Here is a 17,437-nt window from a genome sequence, read left to right as displayed (position 1 = left end):
GGCTCTCCTCCAGCCCCACCGGAGGACACCCCTCCCCAGTTACGTCGAAGGGACGACGGACGATGAAGTTCCATCCCGGACGCACCATCAGGGCCCTGCTGCCGCCGCTCGCGGCCGGGCTCGCCCTCGCCGCCGTGCCCGCCCAGACCGCCCACGCCGCGAGCACCCTCGTCAACGGCGGCTTCGAGTCCGGCGGCACGGGCTCGGCCGCCCCCGCGGGCTGGTCCGAGTACGGCGACACCGGCGCCTCGTACACGGAGTCCGGCGGCCACAGCGGCGGTTACCGCCTCAGCCACTACTCCTCCTCCGCGTACAAGGTGGAGACGTACCAGTACCTGTCCGGGCTGGCCGACGGGAACTACACGCTCACGGCCTGGGTCCGCTCCAGCGGAGGGCAGAACGCGGCCTACATGGCGCTCCGGAACTGCGGGAGCGCGGAGCAGCGCACGGACCTGCCCATATCGTCCAGTGGGTGGATCCGGATCGTCACGTCGGTCAAGGTGACCAACAACCAGTGCACCATCAGCGTCAACAGTGACGCGAACGCCGGGAACTGGATCAATGTCGACGATCTGAGCCTCACGTCCGGTACGACCGGTACCTCCGTCCACGGCGCCGACATCTCCTCCCTGGCCAAGAGCGAGGATAAGGGCGGGGCGTACCGGACGAGTTCGGGCACCGCCGGCGACGCCCTCTCCATCCTCAAGTCGTCCGGGATGAACTACGCGCGTGTGAAGGTCTGGGTGAACCCGGCCGACGGCTTCAACGACAAGGCGCACGTGCTCGCCCTGGCCAAGCGCGTCAAGGCGCAGGGCATGAAGCTCCTGGTCGACTTCCACTACTCGGACACCTGGGCCGACCCGGGCGCCCAGACCAAGCCAGCCGCCTGGGCGGGCCACACCTACAGCCGGCTGAAGACGGACGTGTACCACCACACGTACGACGTGTTGAACGCCCTGAAGGCCCAAGGCACCACCGCCGACATGGTCCAGGTGGGCAATGAGATCAACGGTGGCATGCTGTGGTCCGAGGGATCCACGGACCACTGGAGCCAACTCGCCGGGTTGATCAACTCGGGCTACGACGCCGTCAAGGCGGTCAACGCGTCCACCGTCGTCGCGCTGCACCTGGCCAAGGGCGGGGACAAGGCCGGCACCGAGTGGTGGTTCGACAACGCGGTCGCGAACGGCGTGAGGTTCGACGCGATCGGCCTGTCGTACTACGGCTACTGGCACGGTCCGCTGTCCGACTTCCAGACCACCCTGGACGACGCGGCCTCCCGCTACGGCAAGCCGGTGTTCGTCGCCGAGACGGCCTACCCCTTCCGTCTGGACAGCGACGACTCCCTCACCAACCAGATCGACACCACCGGTGAGCTGGTCTCCGGCTACCCGGCGACCGTGGCCGGCCAGACCCAGTGGATGAACGACGTGGCGAGCATCGTGGAGGCCGTCCCGAACGGCCGCGGCCTCGGCGTCTTCTACTGGGAGGCGACCTGGACCGCCGTCGACGGCAACGGCTGGGACCCGACGGACGCCGGCTCCGGCAACGGCTGGGAGAACCAGGCCCTGTTCGGCTACGACGACAAGGCGCTCTCCTCGACGACGTGGTTCAGCCACCGCTGAGCCGCGTGCGACGGGGCCCGGCCGCACCCGCGGCCGGGCCCCGCCGTGTGTGCGGGGCCGACGGGAACCCTCCTCGGTCGTACGGCCGTTCGGTACCGGACAACGGCCGCGGAGTCCCGGACGGGACGGCGTCGCCGGGGCCACAGTGGGAACACTGCGTACGAGGAGGCCGGGAACGGGAGGACGGACGGATGACGGGTACTCCCTCGGGCCGGATGCGGCAGACCATTCTGGAATGGCTCAAGGATCCGCCGGCGCACTTCCCCGCGACGGGCCGCAGCGGCTCCGCCGAGACCGGCGTCACCGCGCGGGCCATCGCCGCCAAGCTGGGCGTGCCCTGCCGGACCGCCCGTTCCCACCTGGACCTCCTCACCCGCCTCGGCCTCCTGCGCACCCACCGGCTGCGCTGCCGCACCTACTACCGGCGCGACGAGATCCGCATCGCCGAGGTGGCCAGGATGTTCGAGAAGGGCTGGTGAGGGCGTCGGCCGTGGGCGGTTGCCGCCGGGAGGCGGTGGGGACCGGAGGGGCGGCGGGGGATGCGGCAGATGGCACAGGACGGCGGGGCAGGCGGAGACGGCGGGGCCGCAGGACAGCGCAGGTCAGTGGGGGACGGCAGAGACGGCGGGGCAGGCGGAGACGGCGGGCCAAGGACAGTGGCGGACGGCAGGGAACGGCAGGGACGGCAGGGCAGGCGGAGACGCCAGGAGGTGACCGGGACCGCAAGGGCGGCCGGGATGCGGCAGATGGCACAGGATGGCGGGGCAGGCGGAGACGGCGGGCCGCAGGGCAGCGCAGGGCAGCGGATGGCAGGCGACGGCAGGGGCCGGCAAGGGGCCCCGGCGGAGGAGGGACCGCGCATGGACCGACCGACGGCACTCGTGCCGCTCCACTACGTCGCCCTGGGCGCCCGCGGCCCCGAGGACGTCGTCGCCGATCCGCACGGGCGCGTGCTGACCGGCGTCGCGGACGGGCGCATCCTCCGCGTCCACCACCCCGGCGACCCGCGCACCGTCCGCGTGGAGGTGCTGGCGGAGACCGGCGGCCGTCCCCTCGGGCTCGAACTGCTGCCGGACGGCGACCTCCTGGTGTGCGACGCGGAACGCGGGCTGCTGCGCGTGGGTACGGACGACGGCACCGTCCGTGTCCTCGCGGACTCCCTGGCGGGGGAGCGGCTCCGCTTCTGCAGCAACGCGGTCGCCCTGGCCGACGGCACCGTGTACGTCACCGTCTCCAGCCGCCGCTACCCGCTGAGCCGGTGGATCGGCGACATCGTCGAGCACACCGGCACCGGGCTCCTGCTGCGGCTCGCCCCCGGGGGGCCCAGGGGCGGGGAGCCCGAGGTCGTGCTGGACGGGCTCCAGTTCGCCAACGGGCTTGCCCCGAGCGCCGACGGCTCCTCCCTGGTGATCGCCGAGACCGGCTCCTGCCGCCTGACCCGTTACCGGCTCACCGGCCCGCGCGCCGGCCGGGCCGAACCCTTCGCCGAGCTGCCCGGCATGCCCGACAACCTCTGGCGCGAGGGCCCCGGCGGCCCCCTCTGGGCCGCCCTGGCCAGCCCTCGCGTCCCTCCGCTGGACCTGCTGCACCGCACCCCGCCGGCCGTCCGCCGGACCGCCGCCCGGGCCGCCGTGCACGCGCCGTACCGCCCGAGCGGGACCGTCGGCGTCGTCGCCGTGGACGACCGGGGCCAAACCGTCCACCACCTCGTCCGCCGGCGCTCAGGCTTCCGCATGGTCACCAGCGTGTGTGCCGCCGGTGACCACCTGGTGCTCGGCAGCCTCCAGGAGCCGGGGCTGGCGGTCTGCGCCCGACCTGGCGCCGGCTGAGGCGGCGGTACCCTGGTCCCGGCCTTGATCGCCCGTCGGGGCAGGGGCCGCGGAGGAGACGTACCAGATGACAGCCCCGGAGACGGATACCCGCGGCGTCCGCCCCGCGCCGGCGCGACGGCCCGAGTGGCGTACGCAGGCGCCCGTCATCGCGGTCGTGGCGGCCGGCGGCGCGCTCGGCGCGGTGGCCCGCCACGCGCTCACGCTCGCCTGGCCGACGCCCCCCGGCGGCTTCCCCTGGGCGACGTTCTGGACCAACGTCTCCGGCTGCGCCGCGATGGGCGTGCTCATGGTGCTGGTCACCGAGGTGTGGGCGGCCCACCGGCTGCTGCGGCCGTTCCTCGGTACCGGGCTCCTCGGCGGTTTCACCACCTTCTCCACCTGCGCGGTCGACACGCGGGGGCTGGTCGACGCCGGCCGCGCGGGCCTGGGCCTCGCCTATCTCACCGGAACCCTCCTGGCGGCCCTCGCGGCGGTGTGGCTCGCCTCCGCCGCCGCTCGCGGGCTGCTCATCGGGAGGCAGCGATGACATCCCTGACCGGACCCGCCCTCCGGCTCACCGTGTACACCGGCGAGAACGACACCTGGCACCACCGGCCCCTCTACTCCGAGATCGTCCACCGCGCGCACGCCGCCGGACTCGCCGGGGCCAGCGTCTTCCGGGGCATCGAGGGATACGGCGCCTCCTCCCGCATCCACACCTCCCGCCTGCTGTCCCTGAGCGAGGACCTGCCGGTCGCGGTGGTCGTCGTGGACACCCCGGAGCGGGTGCGGGCCTTCCTGCCGCAGCTGGCCGAAGTCACCGGCGAGCGCCTCGTGACCCTGGAGGAGTGCGAGGTCGTCCTCTCCCGGTCCCGACCCGGGTCGACGACCGGGGGACCCCGCGGCGCGGGGAACACCCCGGACTCGGACGGAACGGGCGGGGAAGGTAAGAAGTCGTTGTGAACTGGCTGCTGGTCGTCGTGGGAGCCGTCGTCGGCGCGCCCGTGCGCTATCTCACGGACCGTGCCGTGCAGGCCCGCCACGACTCGCTCTTCCCCTGGGGGACCTTCGTGGTGAACGTGGCCGGCTGCCTGGTCCTCGGGCTGCTCACCGGCGCCGTCTCCGCCGGGGCCGCCGGGCCCCATCTGCGCCTCCTGGTGGGCACCGGGCTGTGCGGGGCGCTGACGACGTACTCGACCTTCTCCTACGAGACCCTGCGGCTGACCGAGGCGGGCTCCGGGCTCTACGCTGCCCTGAACGTCGTGGCAAGCGTGTCGGCCGGGCTCGCGGCAGCCTTTACCGGGGTCTCACTCGCCGGCGCCCTGTGGGCCTGAGGGCTTGCCACCCGGCCGGGCACAACAATTACTGTCTACAACACTGTCGACCAACTCCTCAGAACTGGATCCCATGAGCGCCATCTCCGTCGGTCAGGCCGTCGTCCTCGGAGTAGTAGAGGGGGTGACCGAGTTCCTCCCCGTGTCCTCCACCGGCCACCTCAAGATCGCCGAGGGGCTCATGGACATCCCCGTCGACGACAAGTCCGTCGTCGGGTTCTCCGCCGTCATCCAGGTGGGCGCCATCGCCGCCGTGCTCGTGTACTTCTTCAAGGACATCCGGCGGATCGTCACCGCATGGTTCCGCGGTCTGGCCAACCGCGAGGAGCGCTATCACCACGACTACAAGTTCGCCTGGTGGGTGATCGCCGCCACCATCCCGATCGTCGTGGTGGGCCTGGCCGCGAAGCCCCTGATCGACGGTCCGCTCGCCTCGCTGTGGGTGGTCGCCGGATCGCTGATCGTCGGTTCGGGCGTGATGTGGGCCGCCGACCAGATGGGCCGGCACAAGCGCGGTGAGGACGACACGTCCTTCAAGGACGCGATGTGGGTCGGCTGCTCCCAGATCCTCGCCCTGCTCTTCCCGGGCTTCTCCCGCTCCGGCGCCACCATGTCCACCGCGCTCATCCTGGACCTGGACCGCGTCGCCGCCACCCGGCTCTCCTTCTTCCTCGGCATCCCCGCCCTGACCGGCGCGGGGATGTACGAGCTGAAGGACGCCCTCGGGGCGGGCGTCGGCGCCGCACCGCTGGTCGTCGGCACCGTCGTCTCGTTCGTCGTCGCCTACGCCTCCATCGCCTGGCTGCTCAAGTTCGTCGCCAAGCACTCCTTCAACGCCTTCGTGATCTACCGGATCGTCGTCGGTGCCCTCCTCCTCGGCCTGCTGGCCACCGGCACGCTCGGAAGCTGAACCGAAGCCGCTGATCACCCACGGGGTGCGGATGCCTGTTTTCAGGCGCCGCACCCCGTGAATGTTTCCTTACGGGTTGTCTTGACAGTCCCGGCCCGCAACCCGCAGGATCGCTCCCGTGAACCTGTCAGACAGCCAGACAGGTGGTCTGGTCCCCCGGCGCGTCAGCGCCATGGAAGCGGTGCTCGACCACCTCCGCGGCGCCATCGAGCGCGGGCGGTACGCCATCGGTGACAAGCTGCCCTCCGAGGCCGAGCTGTGCCGCACCCTGGAGGTGTCCCGGCCCGTGCTGCGTGAGGCGCTGCGCGCGCTGCAGACGATGGGCCTCACGGTCTCCCGGACCGGCAAGGGGACCTTCGTCGTCGCGAACACCGTCGAGGACCCCACCTTCGGCGACTACGCGGCCAGCGACCTGCTGGAAGTGCGCCGCCACATCGAGATCCCGGTAGCCGGATACGCGGCCCTGCGCCGCACCCCGGAGAACCTGGACCATCTGGCCCACCTGCTCGACCGCATGGAGCGGGAGACGGACACCACCGCCTGGGTCGCGATGGACACCCTCTTCCACCTCGCCGTGGCCGAGGCCGCCCAGAACCCGGTCTTCCGCCGGGTCATCGAGGAGATCCGCGACGCACTGGCGCGTCAGTCGGCCTTCCTCAACGAGCTGGGCGGGCGCCGCGAGCAGTCCAACCGCGAGCACCGGGCCATCGTGGAGGCGCTGGTCGACGGCTGCGAACACGACGCCGTGGAGGCCATGAGCCACCACCTGGACCGCGTCGAGACGACCCTCACCGACATCGTCCGTCCCCAGCGGACGGACTCCCCGACGGAAGGCGGACCCGAGGCGTGAGCGAGCAGCACCTCAAAGACGAGACGCGCCCCTCGTCCGGCCATGTGGACGCCGGAGACGCCGGCTACAGCAAAGGCCTGAAGCACCGGCACGTCAACATGATCGCCATCGGCGGCGCCATAGGCACCGGCCTCTTCCTCGGCGCGGGCGGCCGGCTCGCCGACGCCGGGCCCTCCCTCTTCATCGCGTACGCCGTCTGCGGCGTCTTCGCGTTCCTGGTCGTCCGCGCCCTCGGCGAGCTCGTCCTGTACCGCCCCTCCTCCGGCGCCTTCGTGTCGTACGCCCGGGAGTTCCTGGGCGAGAAGGGCGCCTACACCGCGGGCTGGATGTACTTCCTCAACTGGGCCACCACCGGTGTCGCCGACATCACCGCGGTCGCCACCTACACCCACTACTGGGGCATGTTCTCCGACATCCCGCAATGGTTGATCGCATTGATCGCCCTCGCGGTCGTGTTGACCGTCAACCTGATCTCCGTCAAGATCTTCGGCGAACTGGAGTTCTGGTTCGCGATCGTCAAGGTCAGCGCGCTCGTCGTCTTCCTGTGCATCGGCATCTTCCTGCTGGTCACGCAGCACCCGGTGGACGGCCACCAGCCCGGCCCGTCCCTGATCACCGACAACGGCGGCGTCTTCCCCAACGGCCTGCTGCCCATGCTGCTGATCATCCAGGGCGTCGTCTTCGCCTACGCCTCCGTCGAGCTGGTCGGCGTCGCCGCCGGCGAGACCGAGAACCCCGAGAAGATCATGCCGAAGGCGATCAACTCGATCATGTGGCGCGTGGGCCTGTTCTACGTCGGCTCCGTGGTCCTGCTGTCGATGCTGCTCCCGTGGAACACGTACACGGCGGGCGAGAGCCCCTTCGTGACGGTCCTGTCCCACATCGGCGTCCCGGCGGCGGGCGGCGTGATGAACCTGGTCGTCCTGACCGCGGCCATGTCGTCCCTGAACTCCGGCCTGTACTCCACCGGCCGCATCCTGCGCTCCATGGCGATGAGCGGCTCCGCCCCGAAGTTCACCGCCCGGATGAGCCGCAGCCAGGTCCCGTACGGCGGGATCCTGCTCACCAGCGGTGTCTGTGTCCTCGGCGTGGGCCTGAACTACGTGGTCCCCGCCGACGCGTTCGAGATCGTCCTCAACTTCGCGGCGATCGGCATCCTCGCGACCTGGGGCATGATCATGGTCTGCCACCTGCTCTTCTGGCGGAAGACCCGCAGCGGCGGACCGGCCCGGCCGTCGTACCGCCTGCCGGGCTCCCCCTGGACCGAGATCGTGACGCTGGCGTTCCTCGCCTCCGTCCTGGTCCTCATGTACGCCGACGGCGGCGCCGGACGCACCACCGTGCTCTGTCTGCCGCTGATCGTCGCAGCACTGGTCGCGGGCTGGTACGCCATCCGCGCCCGCACAACCCGCACGTCCACCGGCGCCGACGCGTGACCCGCGTTCCGGCCGACCCCGACACCGGATCTCAGGCAGTGATGTACAGCAGTTCCCCCGCCGACGCACCCGTCGTCCGCGAACCCCTCCACGCCCCCGTCGCCCACCTCGTCCGAGCCGGGGTCGTCGAGGGCATCCACTACGGCTCCGTCGTCGTCCTCGACACCGACGGCCAGGTGCAGTTCCAGCTCGGCGACATCGAGGCGGCCTTCTACCCGCGCTCGGCGGTCAAGCCCGTGCAGGCCGTGGCCATGCTGCGGGCCGGGCTCCCGCTCGACGGCGAACTGCTCTCGCTGGCCGCCGCGAGCCACTCCGGCGAGGAGCGCCACATCGCCGGCACCCGGCGCATCCTCGAACTCGCCGGGCTCACCGAGGACGACCTGCGCAACGTGCCCGACATGCCGTTCGACCCGGTCGTCCGGGACGCCTGGATCCGGGAGGGTCGGCCGCCCTCCCGCCTCGCCCAGAACTGCTCCGGCAAGCACGCGGCCATGCTCTGGACCGCCCGCCTCAACGGCTGGTCCCTGAAGGACTACCTGGACCCGGCGCACCCGCTCCAGCAGGCCGTCGCCGCGACCGTCGAGGAGCTGACCGGCCAGAGCGTCGCCCGGGTCACCGTGGACGGCTGCGGCGCCCCGCTGTTCTCCATCTCCCTGCACGGCCTCGCCCGCGCCCTCGCCCGGATCACCACGGCCGCGCCCGGCACCCCCGAGGCCCGGGTCGCCGACGCGATGCGCGAGCACGCCGAGATGGCCTCCGGCTCCGGCCGCGATGTCGCCGCGCTGATGCGGGCCGTGCCCGGCCTGCTCGCCAAGGACGGCTTCGAGGGTGTGCAGGTCGCCGCGCTGCCCGACGGCCGGGCCGTCGCGGTCAAGATCGCCGACGGGGCGAACCGCGCCCGCGTTCCCGTCGCCGCGGCCGCGCTGGCGCGCGCCGGCGTGGACCCGGCCCTGCTGACCGAGTTCGCGGGGGAGCCGCTGCTCGGCGGCGGGGAACCGGTGGGGTGCGTGCGGCCCGTGCGGGCTCTGGACCCCGTTGCGGTCACCGCCCGCGCCTAGTTCCGAGTTCCCGGGGGGACCGCGGATCGTCGCCGGTCCGCGGGCCGTCCGCGGCCCGGTCGCGCCCCCGCGGCGGCAGCCGCATGTCCACAAGCCCCGCGCCTCTTCGGGCGCTCGCACCCAACCCCTCAGAAAGAGGACCCGAACCCTCATGACCGCCGCCACCCGCAGCGAACACGACCTGCTCGGCGACCGCGACGTCCCCGCCGACGCGTACTGGGGCATCCACACCCTGCGCGCGACGGAGAACTTCCCCATCACCGGCACCCCGATCTCCGCCTACCCGCACCTGATCGACGCCCTCGCCGCCGTAAGGAGGCCGCCGCGCTCGCCAACGAGGAGCTCGGGCTGCTGGCGCCGGAGAAGGCCGCCGCGATCGTCGCCGCCTGCCGCGAGATCCGGTCCGGCGAGCTGCACGACCAGTTCGTCGTGGACGTCATCCAGGGCGGTGCCGGCACCTCCACGAACATGAACGCCAACGAGGTCGTGGCGAACCGCGCGCTGGAGCTGATGGGCCACGCCAAGGGGCAGTACACGCGTCTGCACCCCAACGAGGACGTCAACCTGAGCCAGTCGACCAACGACGTCTACCCGACGGCCGTGAAGGTCGCGACGGTCTTCGCGGTACGCGGACTGCTCAGGTCGATGGCCGTACTGCAGGACGCCTTCGCCCGGAAGGCCGTCGAGTTCCGCGACGTGCTCAAGATGGGCCGTACCCAGTTGCAGGACGCGGTACCGATGACGCTCGGCCAGGAGTTCTCCGCGTTCGCCGTCATGATCGAGGAGGACCGCAGCCGTCTCGCCGAGGCCGTCGAGCTGATCCATGAGATCAACCTGGGTGCCACGGCCATCGGCACCGGCCTCAACGCCCCCGCCGGCTACGCCGAGGCCGCCCGCCGCCACCTCTCCGCCCTCACCGGCCTGCACCTGGTCACCGCCGCCAACCTGGTCGAGGCCACCCAGGACTGCGGCGCCTTCGTCCAGATGTCCGGCGTCCTCAAGCGGATCGCGGTCAAGCTCTCCAAGAGCTGCAACGACCTGCGCCTGCTGTCCTCCGGCCCGCGCGCGGGTCTCGGCGAGATCAACCTGCCGCCGGTGCAGGCCGGTTCGTCGATCATGCCGGGCAAGGTCAACCCGGTCATCCCCGAGGTGGTCAACCAGGTCGCCTTCGAGGTGATCGGCAACGACGTCGCCATCACCATGGCCGCCGAGGCCGGGCAGCTCCAGCTCAACGCCTTCGAGCCGATCATCCTGCACTCCCTGTCGGAGTCGATCACGCACCTGGAGAGCGCCTGCCGCACGCTGGCCGAGCGCTGCGTGTCCGGCATCACCGCCAACACCGAGCGGCTGCGGGCCACCGTGGAGAACTCCATCGGCCTGGTCACCGCGCTCAACCCGCACATCGGCTACACGGCGGCGACGGACATCGCCAAGGAGGCCCTCGCCACCGGCCGGGGCGTCGCCGAACTGGTGCTGGAGAAGGGTCTGCTGCCCGCCGGGAAGCTGGCCGACCTGCTGCGTCCCGAGGTTGTCGCCGGCAGCGGGGCGCCGACCGCCTGACCTGCGGCGACGCGAGCACGGTGACGCTCCGGGGCCGACGGGAGGCACAATGGTGATCATGACAACGACGTCGTCCCTGCCCTTCCTGCCGGTCCTGGAGCGCATCGCCGAGGAGACCAGCCGCACACCCGGGCGCGGCCGCGCCGCCGACTACATCCCGGCGCTCGCCGCCTGCGACCCCCGCAGCTTCGGGATGGCCGTCGCCGAGCTGGACGGCACGGTGTACGGCGTCGGGGACTGGCGGCAGCCGTTCTCCACCCAGTCGATCACCAAGGTGTTCACGCTCGCCCTGGACCTGGCCCGGGAGGGCGACGAACTCTGGGAGCACGTGGGCCGGGAACCCTCCGGCAACCCGTTCAACTCCCTGGTCCAGCTGGAGTACGAGAACGGCATCCCGCGGAATCCCTTCATCAACGCGGGTGCCCTCGTCGTCACCGACCGCCTGCAGACCCGTACCGGAGACGCGGCCGGCGAGCTGCTGGCCTTCCTGCGCGCCGAGAGCGGCAACCCGGAACTGGACTTCGACAAGGAGGTCGCCGCCTCCGAGACCGCGCACGGCGACCGCAACGCCGCCCTCGCCCATTTCATGGCGTCCTACGGCAACATCGACAACGAGGTGCCGGTCCTGCTCGACCAGTACTTCCGGCAGTGCTCCATCGCCGCCTCCTGCGCCGACCTGGCCCTCGCCACCGGCTTCCTCGCCCGGCACGGCATCCGCGCCGACGGCAGCCGGCTGCTCAGCCGGAGCCAGGCCAAGCAGGTCAACGCGGTCATGCTGACCTGCGGCACCTACGACGCGGCCGGCGACTTCGCCTACCGCGTCGGCCTGCCCGGCAAGAGCGGCGTCGGCGGCGGGATCATCGCCGTCGTACCGGGCCGGTGCACGCTGTGCGTGTGGAGCCCGGGCCTGGACGAACGCGGGAACTCCGTGGCCGGTGTGGCGGCCCTCGACCGGTTCACCACGCTCACCGGTCTGTCGGTGTTCTGAGCGGAGCCTCGCCACGCGCGGTCCCGGCAGGCACCGCTCGCTCACCGGTCCGTCGCTGTTCTGCGTACGGCGCCCTCGCCCGCGGCCCCGGCAGGCACCGCCGCTCACACGCCGCTCACGCGCGGGCCGTCCGCCGGTGGAGGGAGTGTCTCCTTCCGGTCACCCGGCGTTGACACGCTGCCCCGGTGTCGGCCAAGGCATCTCCCGTCGATCTCCGCCACTGCCGGGTGCTGGGCCTGGCCGGTACCGCCTTCCTCGCGCTCGGCGGTGAGACGGCCGGCGCCCTGCCCGTCCGGGACCTCCTGGCGCCGGCCTCGGCGCAGGCGGCGCTGGGCCTGGTCGGGGTGTACTTCGGCGTCGTCCTGCTGATCGCGGCCTGGGTGCTCCCCGGCCGGCTGGTCCGCGGTCCCGAGCCGCCCGGCCCGCGCGCCCTGGTCGTCGTGCTGGCCGTCTGGGCGGCCCCGCCGCTGTTCGGCCGGGACGTGTACAGCTACCTCGCGCAGGGTGCACCAGCGTGGTGTGGCTGTGGGCCGACGACGCCTCCGGGCCGGCCGGGTTCCTCGGCGGCAACCTCTACACCTGGGTCGCGCTGGGCCTGCCGATCGGTCAGCCGCGGGACGAGCGGCCCCCCTTGGCCCGCAGCGCCAGCGCCACGGCACCCGCGCCGAGGCCGGTGAGCCCCGCGACGACGGCGGTGCCGGACCAGTCCGAGTCCTCGTCCGGCGCCGGGGCCACGGCCGCCGCCACCGGTGTGGCGGACGCCGTCGTACGGGAGGGCGGGCGCAGTCCGTCCAGCGAGCCGACCGGGTCGACCCGCCCGGCCGCCGCGAAACCCCAGTCGAGCAGGGCCCGGGCCTCCTCGTAGACGGTCAGTCCGCCGCCCGCCTGAGGGTTGAGCACGCTGACCACGAGGGTGCGCCCGTCCCGGTGCGCCGCGGCCACCAGGGTGTTGCCCGCGTTGCTGGTGTAGCCGTTCTTGATCCCGATGATCCCGGGGTACGGCGCCACACCGTCCTCACCGGTCAGCAGCCGGTTGGTGTTCTCGATGGGGTACGTCGACCCGTCGCCGGGGAAGGGGGCCTCGATGGTCCCGCAGTACTGGGCGAACTCGGGGTTGCCGAGGCCCGCCCGTCCGAACACCGCCAGGTCGTAGGCGGAGGACACCTGGCCGGGGGCGTCGTAGCCGTCCGGGGAGATCACATGGGTGTCGAGGGCGCCGAGCGTACGGGCCTTGTCCTGCATCCGGCGGACCGTGGTCTGCCAGCCGCCGCCCAGCCGGGCGAGGACGTGCACGGCGTCGTTCCCGGAGCTCAGGAAGACCCCGCGCCACAGGTCCGCCACCGTGTAGGTGTGTCCCTCCTCGACGCCGACCAGGCTGCTGCCCTCGCCGATGTCCTCCAGTTCCTCGTACCGCACGGTGTGCTGCAGCCCGCTGGGAAGCGCCGGCAGGACGGTGAGCGCGAAGAGGGTCTTGAGGGTGCTGGCGGGCGGCAGTTCGCGGTGTGCGTCGCTCGCGGCCAGCACCTCGCCGCTGTCCGCGTCGGCGACGAGCCAGGAGAGCGCCGATACGTCCGGCAACTGGGGCGTGTCCCGGTGCGGCCGGACCTGGACGCCGGAGCGGTAGAGCAGGGACGGCGCGGGCACGGCCGCCCGGGGGCCCGGCGGGAGGGGCTCTCCGGCACGGGGTCCGGCGACGGCAGCGGCCGGCGTGAGCGCCAGCAGGCCCGCCACACAGAGGGAGCAGACCGACACAGCCGCGCGAGAAGAGAATCCGGTGACCATACGATCAACGTACGAAAATGGTCCGCGTGCACCACGCTGGCCGGGCCGTTCGGGTCTATGGGCAACCCGGATGCCGCATCCGGCGCCTCCTCGGCGGTCCCGCGGCGCTCCTGCGGCCGTGCCGTGGCGGGGCTCAGCCGGACGGCAGGGTGGGCCGGATTTGCCGTAGGAACGTGGCGTTGTCGGGGGTGGCGCGCAGCCGTTCCCTCAGGGTCTCCAGGGCGGACGGCCCGGTCTCCCGGGAGCGCAGGGCACGGCGCAGGCCGCGTACGGCCGTCAACTCGGCCGGAGTCAGGAGGAGTTCCTCCCGCCGGGTGCCGCTGCCGTCGATGTCCACGGCGGGGAAGACCCGGCGGCCGGCGAGTTCCCGGTCCAGGCGCAGTTCCATGTTGCCGGTGCCCTTCAGCTCCTCGAAGAAGTAGCCGTCGGCGCGGGAGCCGGTGTCGACCAGGGCCGTGGCGAGGATGGTCAGCGAGCCACCCTCCTCGGCCTGGCGCGCGGCACCGAAGAACCGCTTGGGTCCGAGCAGCGCGCCGGCGTCGACACCGCCGCTCAGGGTCCGGCCGCCGGCGGCGGAGGCGTTGTTGTGGGCCCGGCACAGCCGGGTCAGCGAGTCCAGCAGGACGACGACGTCCTCACCGGCCTCGACCAGGCGTTTGGCCCGCTCCACCACGAGGTCGGCGAGGGCGATGTGCTCCTTGGGCGACCGGTCGAACGTGGACGCGTACACCTCGCCGCGCACCGAGCGGCGCATCTCGGTGACCTCCTCGGGCCGCTCGTCCAGCAGCAGGACCATCAGCCGGCACTCGGGGTGGTTGCCGGCCACGGCGGCGGCGAGCTGCTGGAGCAGTACGGTCTTGCCGCTCTTCGGCGGGGCCACGAGGAGGCCGCGCTGGCCCTTGCCGACCGGTGCGAGCAGGTCGGTGACGCGTCCGGCCAGGCCGGAGCCGGGGTGTTCGAGGCGGAGGCGGCGGTGCGGGTGGACCGGGGTGAGGTCGCGGAAGTGCCGCCGGGAGTCCGGCTCCCCGGGGGCGCGCCCGTTGACGCGCGCGACGTCGGTCAGGGCGCGCTGGGCACCCCGGACGCCCTCGACCAGGTCGCCCTTGCGCAGCCCGTGGCGGCGGATCAGCGCCGGTGCGACCTGGCGATCGCCGGGGGCGGGGAGGAGGCTCGCGGCCCTCAGGTGCCCCTTCCCGTGCGCGTCGACGTCGAGGACACCGGTGACGAGCGGGGCCGACGGGGCCTGCGAGGCGTGCGGGGCCTCGGGAGGGTGTTCGAGTGTGGTGGTCATGGGGGTCCTTTCACGGACGGGGCTGGAGATGCGCTGAGAGAGGGGGTGAGGCCGCGAGCGGGAGGCGTCTGCGACTGCCTCCGGGCGGCGGGAACGGCACCCCGGGTACGGCGGAGAACGCCTGCCCGAGGTGGTGCTGGGAAGCTGACGCGCCGGGAGCCGGACAACCGGAGAACGGCGGGCGGATCAGCGTGAAGGAGAGAAACGGGCACCGGCGCCCATGACGGGCGTGCACAAGTGCTGATGGCACCGTACCACTCAGTGGTGAGCCTCATCCGTGATCGGCTCAACAAACCGCTCGATCGGGCTATTCCCGGAGCGGAGTGCCCGCCGTTCCCCCGGGGGGCGGGTGCCTGTGGGATGCGGGACGGATGCCCACCGGTTCCGCGGCGGATGCCCGCCGGTCGCGGGATGGGACGATCGGGTGCCCTGTCAGGGAAACGTCAGGAGGATCCGGTGGACCCCTCTTCCGCCCGCACCCCGTACCGCCTCGACCCCGCCGGCGGTTGCCCGCACGCCGTCAACGCCCGGCTGCTGGCGCGGGGCGCCGTGGCCCCGGTCGAGCTGCCCGGCGGGATCGAGGGCATGGCCGTCCTCGGGCACGAGGCGCTGAAGGAGTTCCTGCAACACCCCGACGTGGCCAAGAACGCCCGTCACTTCGCGGCCCTGCGCGAGGGAAGGATCGCCGAGGGCTGGCCGTTGCTGACCTTCGCCACCGTTCCCGGCATGACCACCGCCGACGGGGACGACCACCGGCGGCTGCGCTCCCTGGCCGCCCGCGCCTTCACCCCGCGCCGCGTGGTCCGACTGCGACCGCGCATCGAGGAGTTGACCGACACGTTGCTCGACGGCCTGGCGCGCGCGGCCGCCGCCGGAGACGGCGTCGCCGATCTGCGGCGGCACTTCGCCCTCCCGCTGCCGATGGGCGTGATCTGCGGACTCCTCGGCGTCGACGTCGAGTTCCGTGACCGGCTGCACCGGCTCGGCAGTCAGGTCGTGGCCACGGACACCGGGCCCGACGAAGCCGTCACCGCCAACCGGGAACTCCTCGCCGTCCTGGCCGATATCGCCACGGCGAAGGCGGCCCGGCCCGGCGACGACCTCACCAGCGCGCTCATCACCGCCCGGGACGAGGGCGGCGACCGGCTCGGGCAGCACGAGCTGATCGGCACCCTGCTGCTGATGATCATCGCGGGCCACGAGACCACGCTCAACCTGATCACCAACGCCGTACGCGCCCTGTGCGCGCACCCGGAGCAGCTCGGCCTGGTGCGCGCGGGCGAGGCGAGCTGGGCGGACGTGGTGGAGGAGACGCTGCGCTGGGACGCGCCGGTCGGCTACTTCCCGTTCCGCTACCCCGTGCGGGACCTGACCCTCGCCGGCACGCCCATCCCCGCCGGCACCCCGGTGCTCGCCGGTTACTCCGCCGCCGGCCGCGACCCGGCGGCGCACGGACCGGACGCCGACCGCTTCGACCTCACCCGCCCCGCCCGGCCCGGCGCGGTGCGTCACCTGTCCCTGGGCCACGGCGCCCACTACTGCCTGGGCGCACCCCTGGCCCGGCTGGAGGCCACGGTCGCGCTGGAGCGGCTGTTCACCCGCTTCCCCGGGCTCGAACTCGCGGTGAGCGACACCGAGTTGGCGCCGCATGCGGGGTTCGTCGGCAACAGCGTACGGAGCCTGCCGGTTCGGCTCGCACCGGAGCAGAAGTCCGCAGACCGTAACGATCCCGGACGTCGGGGGACTTGACCACCAACGCTGTACTATCTTCGCGACATGTCCACGCCACCGCAGTCCCCGCAGCCGGCCGACCGGCCCGCGCAGCACCCCCAGCCGCCCGCGCCGCAGCCGACCGTGCCGCCGCAGCCTACGGCCTACCCGTACCCGAACCCGCAGTCCCCGCCGCCGGGCGCCTTCCACGCCCAGCCCACGCTGGTCGGCCACCCCGCGCCGGGACAGCCGGGAGCGGCGGGGCAGCCAGGGCTGCCGGGGCACCCGGGGCCACTGGGTCAGCCACAGCCGGGGAACCCTTACGGGCAATCGCCCTACGGGCCTGTGCCGCCCATACCCCCGGCCGGCGGCGGAGGTGCCGGCCGGGCGGTGCTGTGGGCGGCCGTCGGTGCGGTGGTGGCGTCCGCCGCCTGGGCGGCCGGTGTCTTCCTCGTCGGAGGGAAGGGCGACGACGCGGACCTGCGCGGTTACTCGGCGCCCTCCAACCTGTGCTCCGGCGCCGACTACTCCTCCTTCAAGGACGAGTACACCGAGAACGACTCCTCGCCGACCCACAATGCCCTCGAGGACGGTGCGCTGGACGAGAGTTACTGCAGCCTGAGCCTGAAGAAGCCCGGCTCGTCGTACGCGGACGCCTACCTGACCCTCCAGCTGGACCTGCACAAGGAGACCGAGCCCGGGCCGGAGTTCACCGCCACCTGGAAGAACTACGGGGAGAGTCACACGGGTTACGACGTCGACCCGGTCGAGGGCATCGGGGACGAGGCCTACCTGGTCAGCCAGGACACCACCAACGGCTCCTCCAGCGGCTCCCGTTACGCGACGATCGCCGTCCGCGACGGCTGGGTGACGTACACGATGAGCTACAGCACCTACCTCACCTCCTACGACGAGGACAAGGACCCGCCCGCGCTCACCGACGTCACCGACTGGCTGAAGACCGACGCGAAGGCCACACTGCGCCGGCTCCAGGCCTGAGCCGCGCGGCTCCGCGGCGGCCCGGTACCGTAACCCGCCGTACCGGCCGATCGCCCGTGGGGGTGGTGATGCCCGGCGGCACG

15 protein-coding genes and 2 pseudogenes are annotated in these 17,437 nt (G+C 72.5%); 15 read left to right on the top strand and 2 right to left on the bottom strand.

Translation table 11 applies throughout. The annotated features are described in order from the left end of the window. Nucleotides 1–62: 62 nt before the first annotated feature. The 13 genes and pseudogenes from ACZ7N4_RS17800 to ACZ7N4_RS17740 all read left to right on the top strand — a co-directional run. The gene (locus ACZ7N4_RS17800; protein WP_471359239.1) at nt 63–1,625 is read left to right on the top strand and encodes a glycosyl hydrolase 53 family protein; all 1,563 of its coding nucleotides are present in this window, start codon (nt 63–65) and stop codon (nt 1,623–1,625) included. Between the two features lie 191 nt (nt 1,626–1,816). Further along, entirely contained in the window at nt 1,817–2,104 is a 288-nt protein-coding gene (locus ACZ7N4_RS17795; RefSeq protein ID WP_471359238.1) for an ArsR family transcriptional regulator, read from the top strand. 381 nt (nt 2,105–2,485) lie between these two features. Beyond that, nucleotides 2,486–3,454, top strand: a complete 969-nt coding sequence (locus ACZ7N4_RS17790) for an SMP-30/gluconolactonase/LRE family protein (protein ID WP_471359237.1) — start codon at nt 2,486–2,488, stop codon at nt 3,452–3,454. A gap of 67 nt (nt 3,455–3,521) precedes the next feature. Further along, entirely contained in the window at nt 3,522–3,983 is a 462-nt protein-coding gene (locus ACZ7N4_RS17785) for a fluoride efflux transporter FluC (protein ID WP_471359236.1), read from the top strand. Continuing rightward, complete coding sequence (locus ACZ7N4_RS17780; protein WP_471359235.1) at nt 3,980–4,399, top strand: DUF190 domain-containing protein; 420 nt, start codon at nt 3,980–3,982, stop codon at nt 4,397–4,399. Before ACZ7N4_RS17785 ends, ACZ7N4_RS17780 begins: the two co-directional genes overlap by 4 nt. After that, nucleotides 4,396–4,770, top strand: coding sequence for a fluoride efflux transporter CrcB (gene crcB, locus ACZ7N4_RS17775; protein WP_471359234.1), 375 nt, complete (start codon nt 4,396–4,398; stop codon nt 4,768–4,770). The genes ACZ7N4_RS17780 and crcB overlap by 4 nt, the downstream gene beginning before the upstream one ends. 73 nt (nt 4,771–4,843) lie before the next feature. Continuing rightward, entirely contained in the window at nt 4,844–5,680 is an 837-nt protein-coding gene (locus tag ACZ7N4_RS17770; protein WP_471359233.1) for an undecaprenyl-diphosphate phosphatase, read from the top strand. Nucleotides 5,681–5,852: 172 nt separating this feature from the next. Next, nucleotides 5,853–6,530 (top strand): FadR/GntR family transcriptional regulator, encoded by a 678-nt coding sequence (locus ACZ7N4_RS17765; protein ID WP_471359492.1) that lies wholly within the window; start codon nt 5,853–5,855, stop codon nt 6,528–6,530. Next, on the top strand, nt 6,527–7,966 hold the full coding sequence (locus tag ACZ7N4_RS17760; RefSeq protein ID WP_471359232.1) for an amino acid permease: 1,440 nt from the start codon (nt 6,527–6,529) through the stop codon (nt 7,964–7,966). Before ACZ7N4_RS17765 ends, ACZ7N4_RS17760 begins: the two co-directional genes overlap by 4 nt. Before the next feature lie 41 nt (nt 7,967–8,007). Beyond that, a complete protein-coding gene (locus tag ACZ7N4_RS17755; protein ID WP_471359231.1) occupies nt 8,008–9,024 on the top strand; it encodes an asparaginase in 1,017 nt (338 codons plus the stop codon). Between the two features lie 151 nt (nt 9,025–9,175). Beyond that, nucleotides 9,176–10,584: pseudogene (gene aspA / locus ACZ7N4_RS17750) on the top strand (aspartate ammonia-lyase). A gap of 49 nt (nt 10,585–10,633) precedes the next feature. Then, nucleotides 10,634–11,572, top strand: coding sequence for a glutaminase (locus ACZ7N4_RS17745; RefSeq protein WP_471359230.1), 939 nt, complete (start codon nt 10,634–10,636; stop codon nt 11,570–11,572). Nucleotides 11,573–11,757: 185 nt separating this feature from the next. Further along, nucleotides 11,758–12,081: pseudogene (locus ACZ7N4_RS17740) on the top strand (MptA/MptB family glycosyltransferase); the annotation flags it as partial. A 97-nt stretch (nt 12,082–12,178) separates the two neighbouring features. Here ACZ7N4_RS17740 and ACZ7N4_RS17735 read toward each other — a convergent pair. Both ACZ7N4_RS17735 and rho read right to left on the bottom strand, forming a co-directional pair. Beyond that, complete coding sequence (locus tag ACZ7N4_RS17735; RefSeq protein WP_471359229.1) at nt 12,179–13,354, bottom strand: D-alanyl-D-alanine carboxypeptidase family protein; 1,176 nt, start codon at nt 13,352–13,354, stop codon at nt 12,179–12,181. A gap of 133 nt (nt 13,355–13,487) precedes the next feature. Beyond that, on the bottom strand, nt 13,488–14,645 hold the full coding sequence (gene rho, locus ACZ7N4_RS17730; protein ID WP_471359228.1) for a transcription termination factor Rho: 1,158 nt from the start codon (nt 14,643–14,645) through the stop codon (nt 13,488–13,490). A gap of 456 nt (nt 14,646–15,101) precedes the next feature. Between rho and ACZ7N4_RS17725 the strand changes: the two genes are divergently transcribed. Together ACZ7N4_RS17725 and ACZ7N4_RS17720 are read left to right on the top strand one after the other, a co-directional pair. Further along, the gene (locus ACZ7N4_RS17725) at nt 15,102–16,394 is read left to right on the top strand and encodes a cytochrome P450 family protein (RefSeq protein ID WP_471359227.1); all 1,293 of its coding nucleotides are present in this window, start codon (nt 15,102–15,104) and stop codon (nt 16,392–16,394) included. A 27-nt stretch (nt 16,395–16,421) separates the two neighbouring features. Beyond that, entirely contained in the window at nt 16,422–17,354 is a 933-nt protein-coding gene (locus tag ACZ7N4_RS17720) for a collagen-like triple helix repeat-containing protein (RefSeq protein ID WP_471359226.1), read from the top strand. Nucleotides 17,355–17,437: the final 83 nt, after the last annotated feature.

This window comes from Streptomyces sp. NPDC107654, assembly GCF_055639035.1.
This window is presented reverse-complemented; position numbering and strand designations above follow the sequence as displayed.

Coding starts and splice junctions, on each gene's coding strand:
- ACZ7N4_RS17800 (WP_471359239.1), top strand. CDS start 63: ATGAAGTTCCATCCCGGACGCACCATCAGGGCCCTGCTGCCGCCGCTC.
- ACZ7N4_RS17780 (WP_471359235.1), top strand. CDS start 3,980: ATGACATCCCTGACCGGACCCGCCCTCCGGCTCACCGTGTACACCGGC.
- ACZ7N4_RS17785 (WP_471359236.1), top strand. CDS start 3,522: ATGACAGCCCCGGAGACGGATACCCGCGGCGTCCGCCCCGCGCCGGCG.
- ACZ7N4_RS17795 (WP_471359238.1), top strand. CDS start 1,817: ATGACGGGTACTCCCTCGGGCCGGATGCGGCAGACCATTCTGGAATGG.
- rho (WP_471359228.1), bottom strand. CDS start 14,645: ATGACCACCACACTCGAACACCCTCCCGAGGCCCCGCACGCCTCGCAG.
- ACZ7N4_RS17790 (WP_471359237.1), top strand. CDS start 2,486: ATGGACCGACCGACGGCACTCGTGCCGCTCCACTACGTCGCCCTGGGC.
- ACZ7N4_RS17770 (WP_471359233.1), top strand. CDS start 4,844: ATGAGCGCCATCTCCGTCGGTCAGGCCGTCGTCCTCGGAGTAGTAGAG.
- ACZ7N4_RS17765 (WP_471359492.1), top strand. CDS start 5,853: ATGGAAGCGGTGCTCGACCACCTCCGCGGCGCCATCGAGCGCGGGCGG.
- ACZ7N4_RS17720 (WP_471359226.1), top strand. CDS start 16,422: ATGTCCACGCCACCGCAGTCCCCGCAGCCGGCCGACCGGCCCGCGCAG.
- ACZ7N4_RS17735 (WP_471359229.1), bottom strand. CDS start 13,354: ATGGTCACCGGATTCTCTTCTCGCGCGGCTGTGTCGGTCTGCTCCCTC.
- ACZ7N4_RS17755 (WP_471359231.1), top strand. CDS start 8,008: ATGTACAGCAGTTCCCCCGCCGACGCACCCGTCGTCCGCGAACCCCTC.
- ACZ7N4_RS17745 (WP_471359230.1), top strand. CDS start 10,634: ATGGTGATCATGACAACGACGTCGTCCCTGCCCTTCCTGCCGGTCCTG.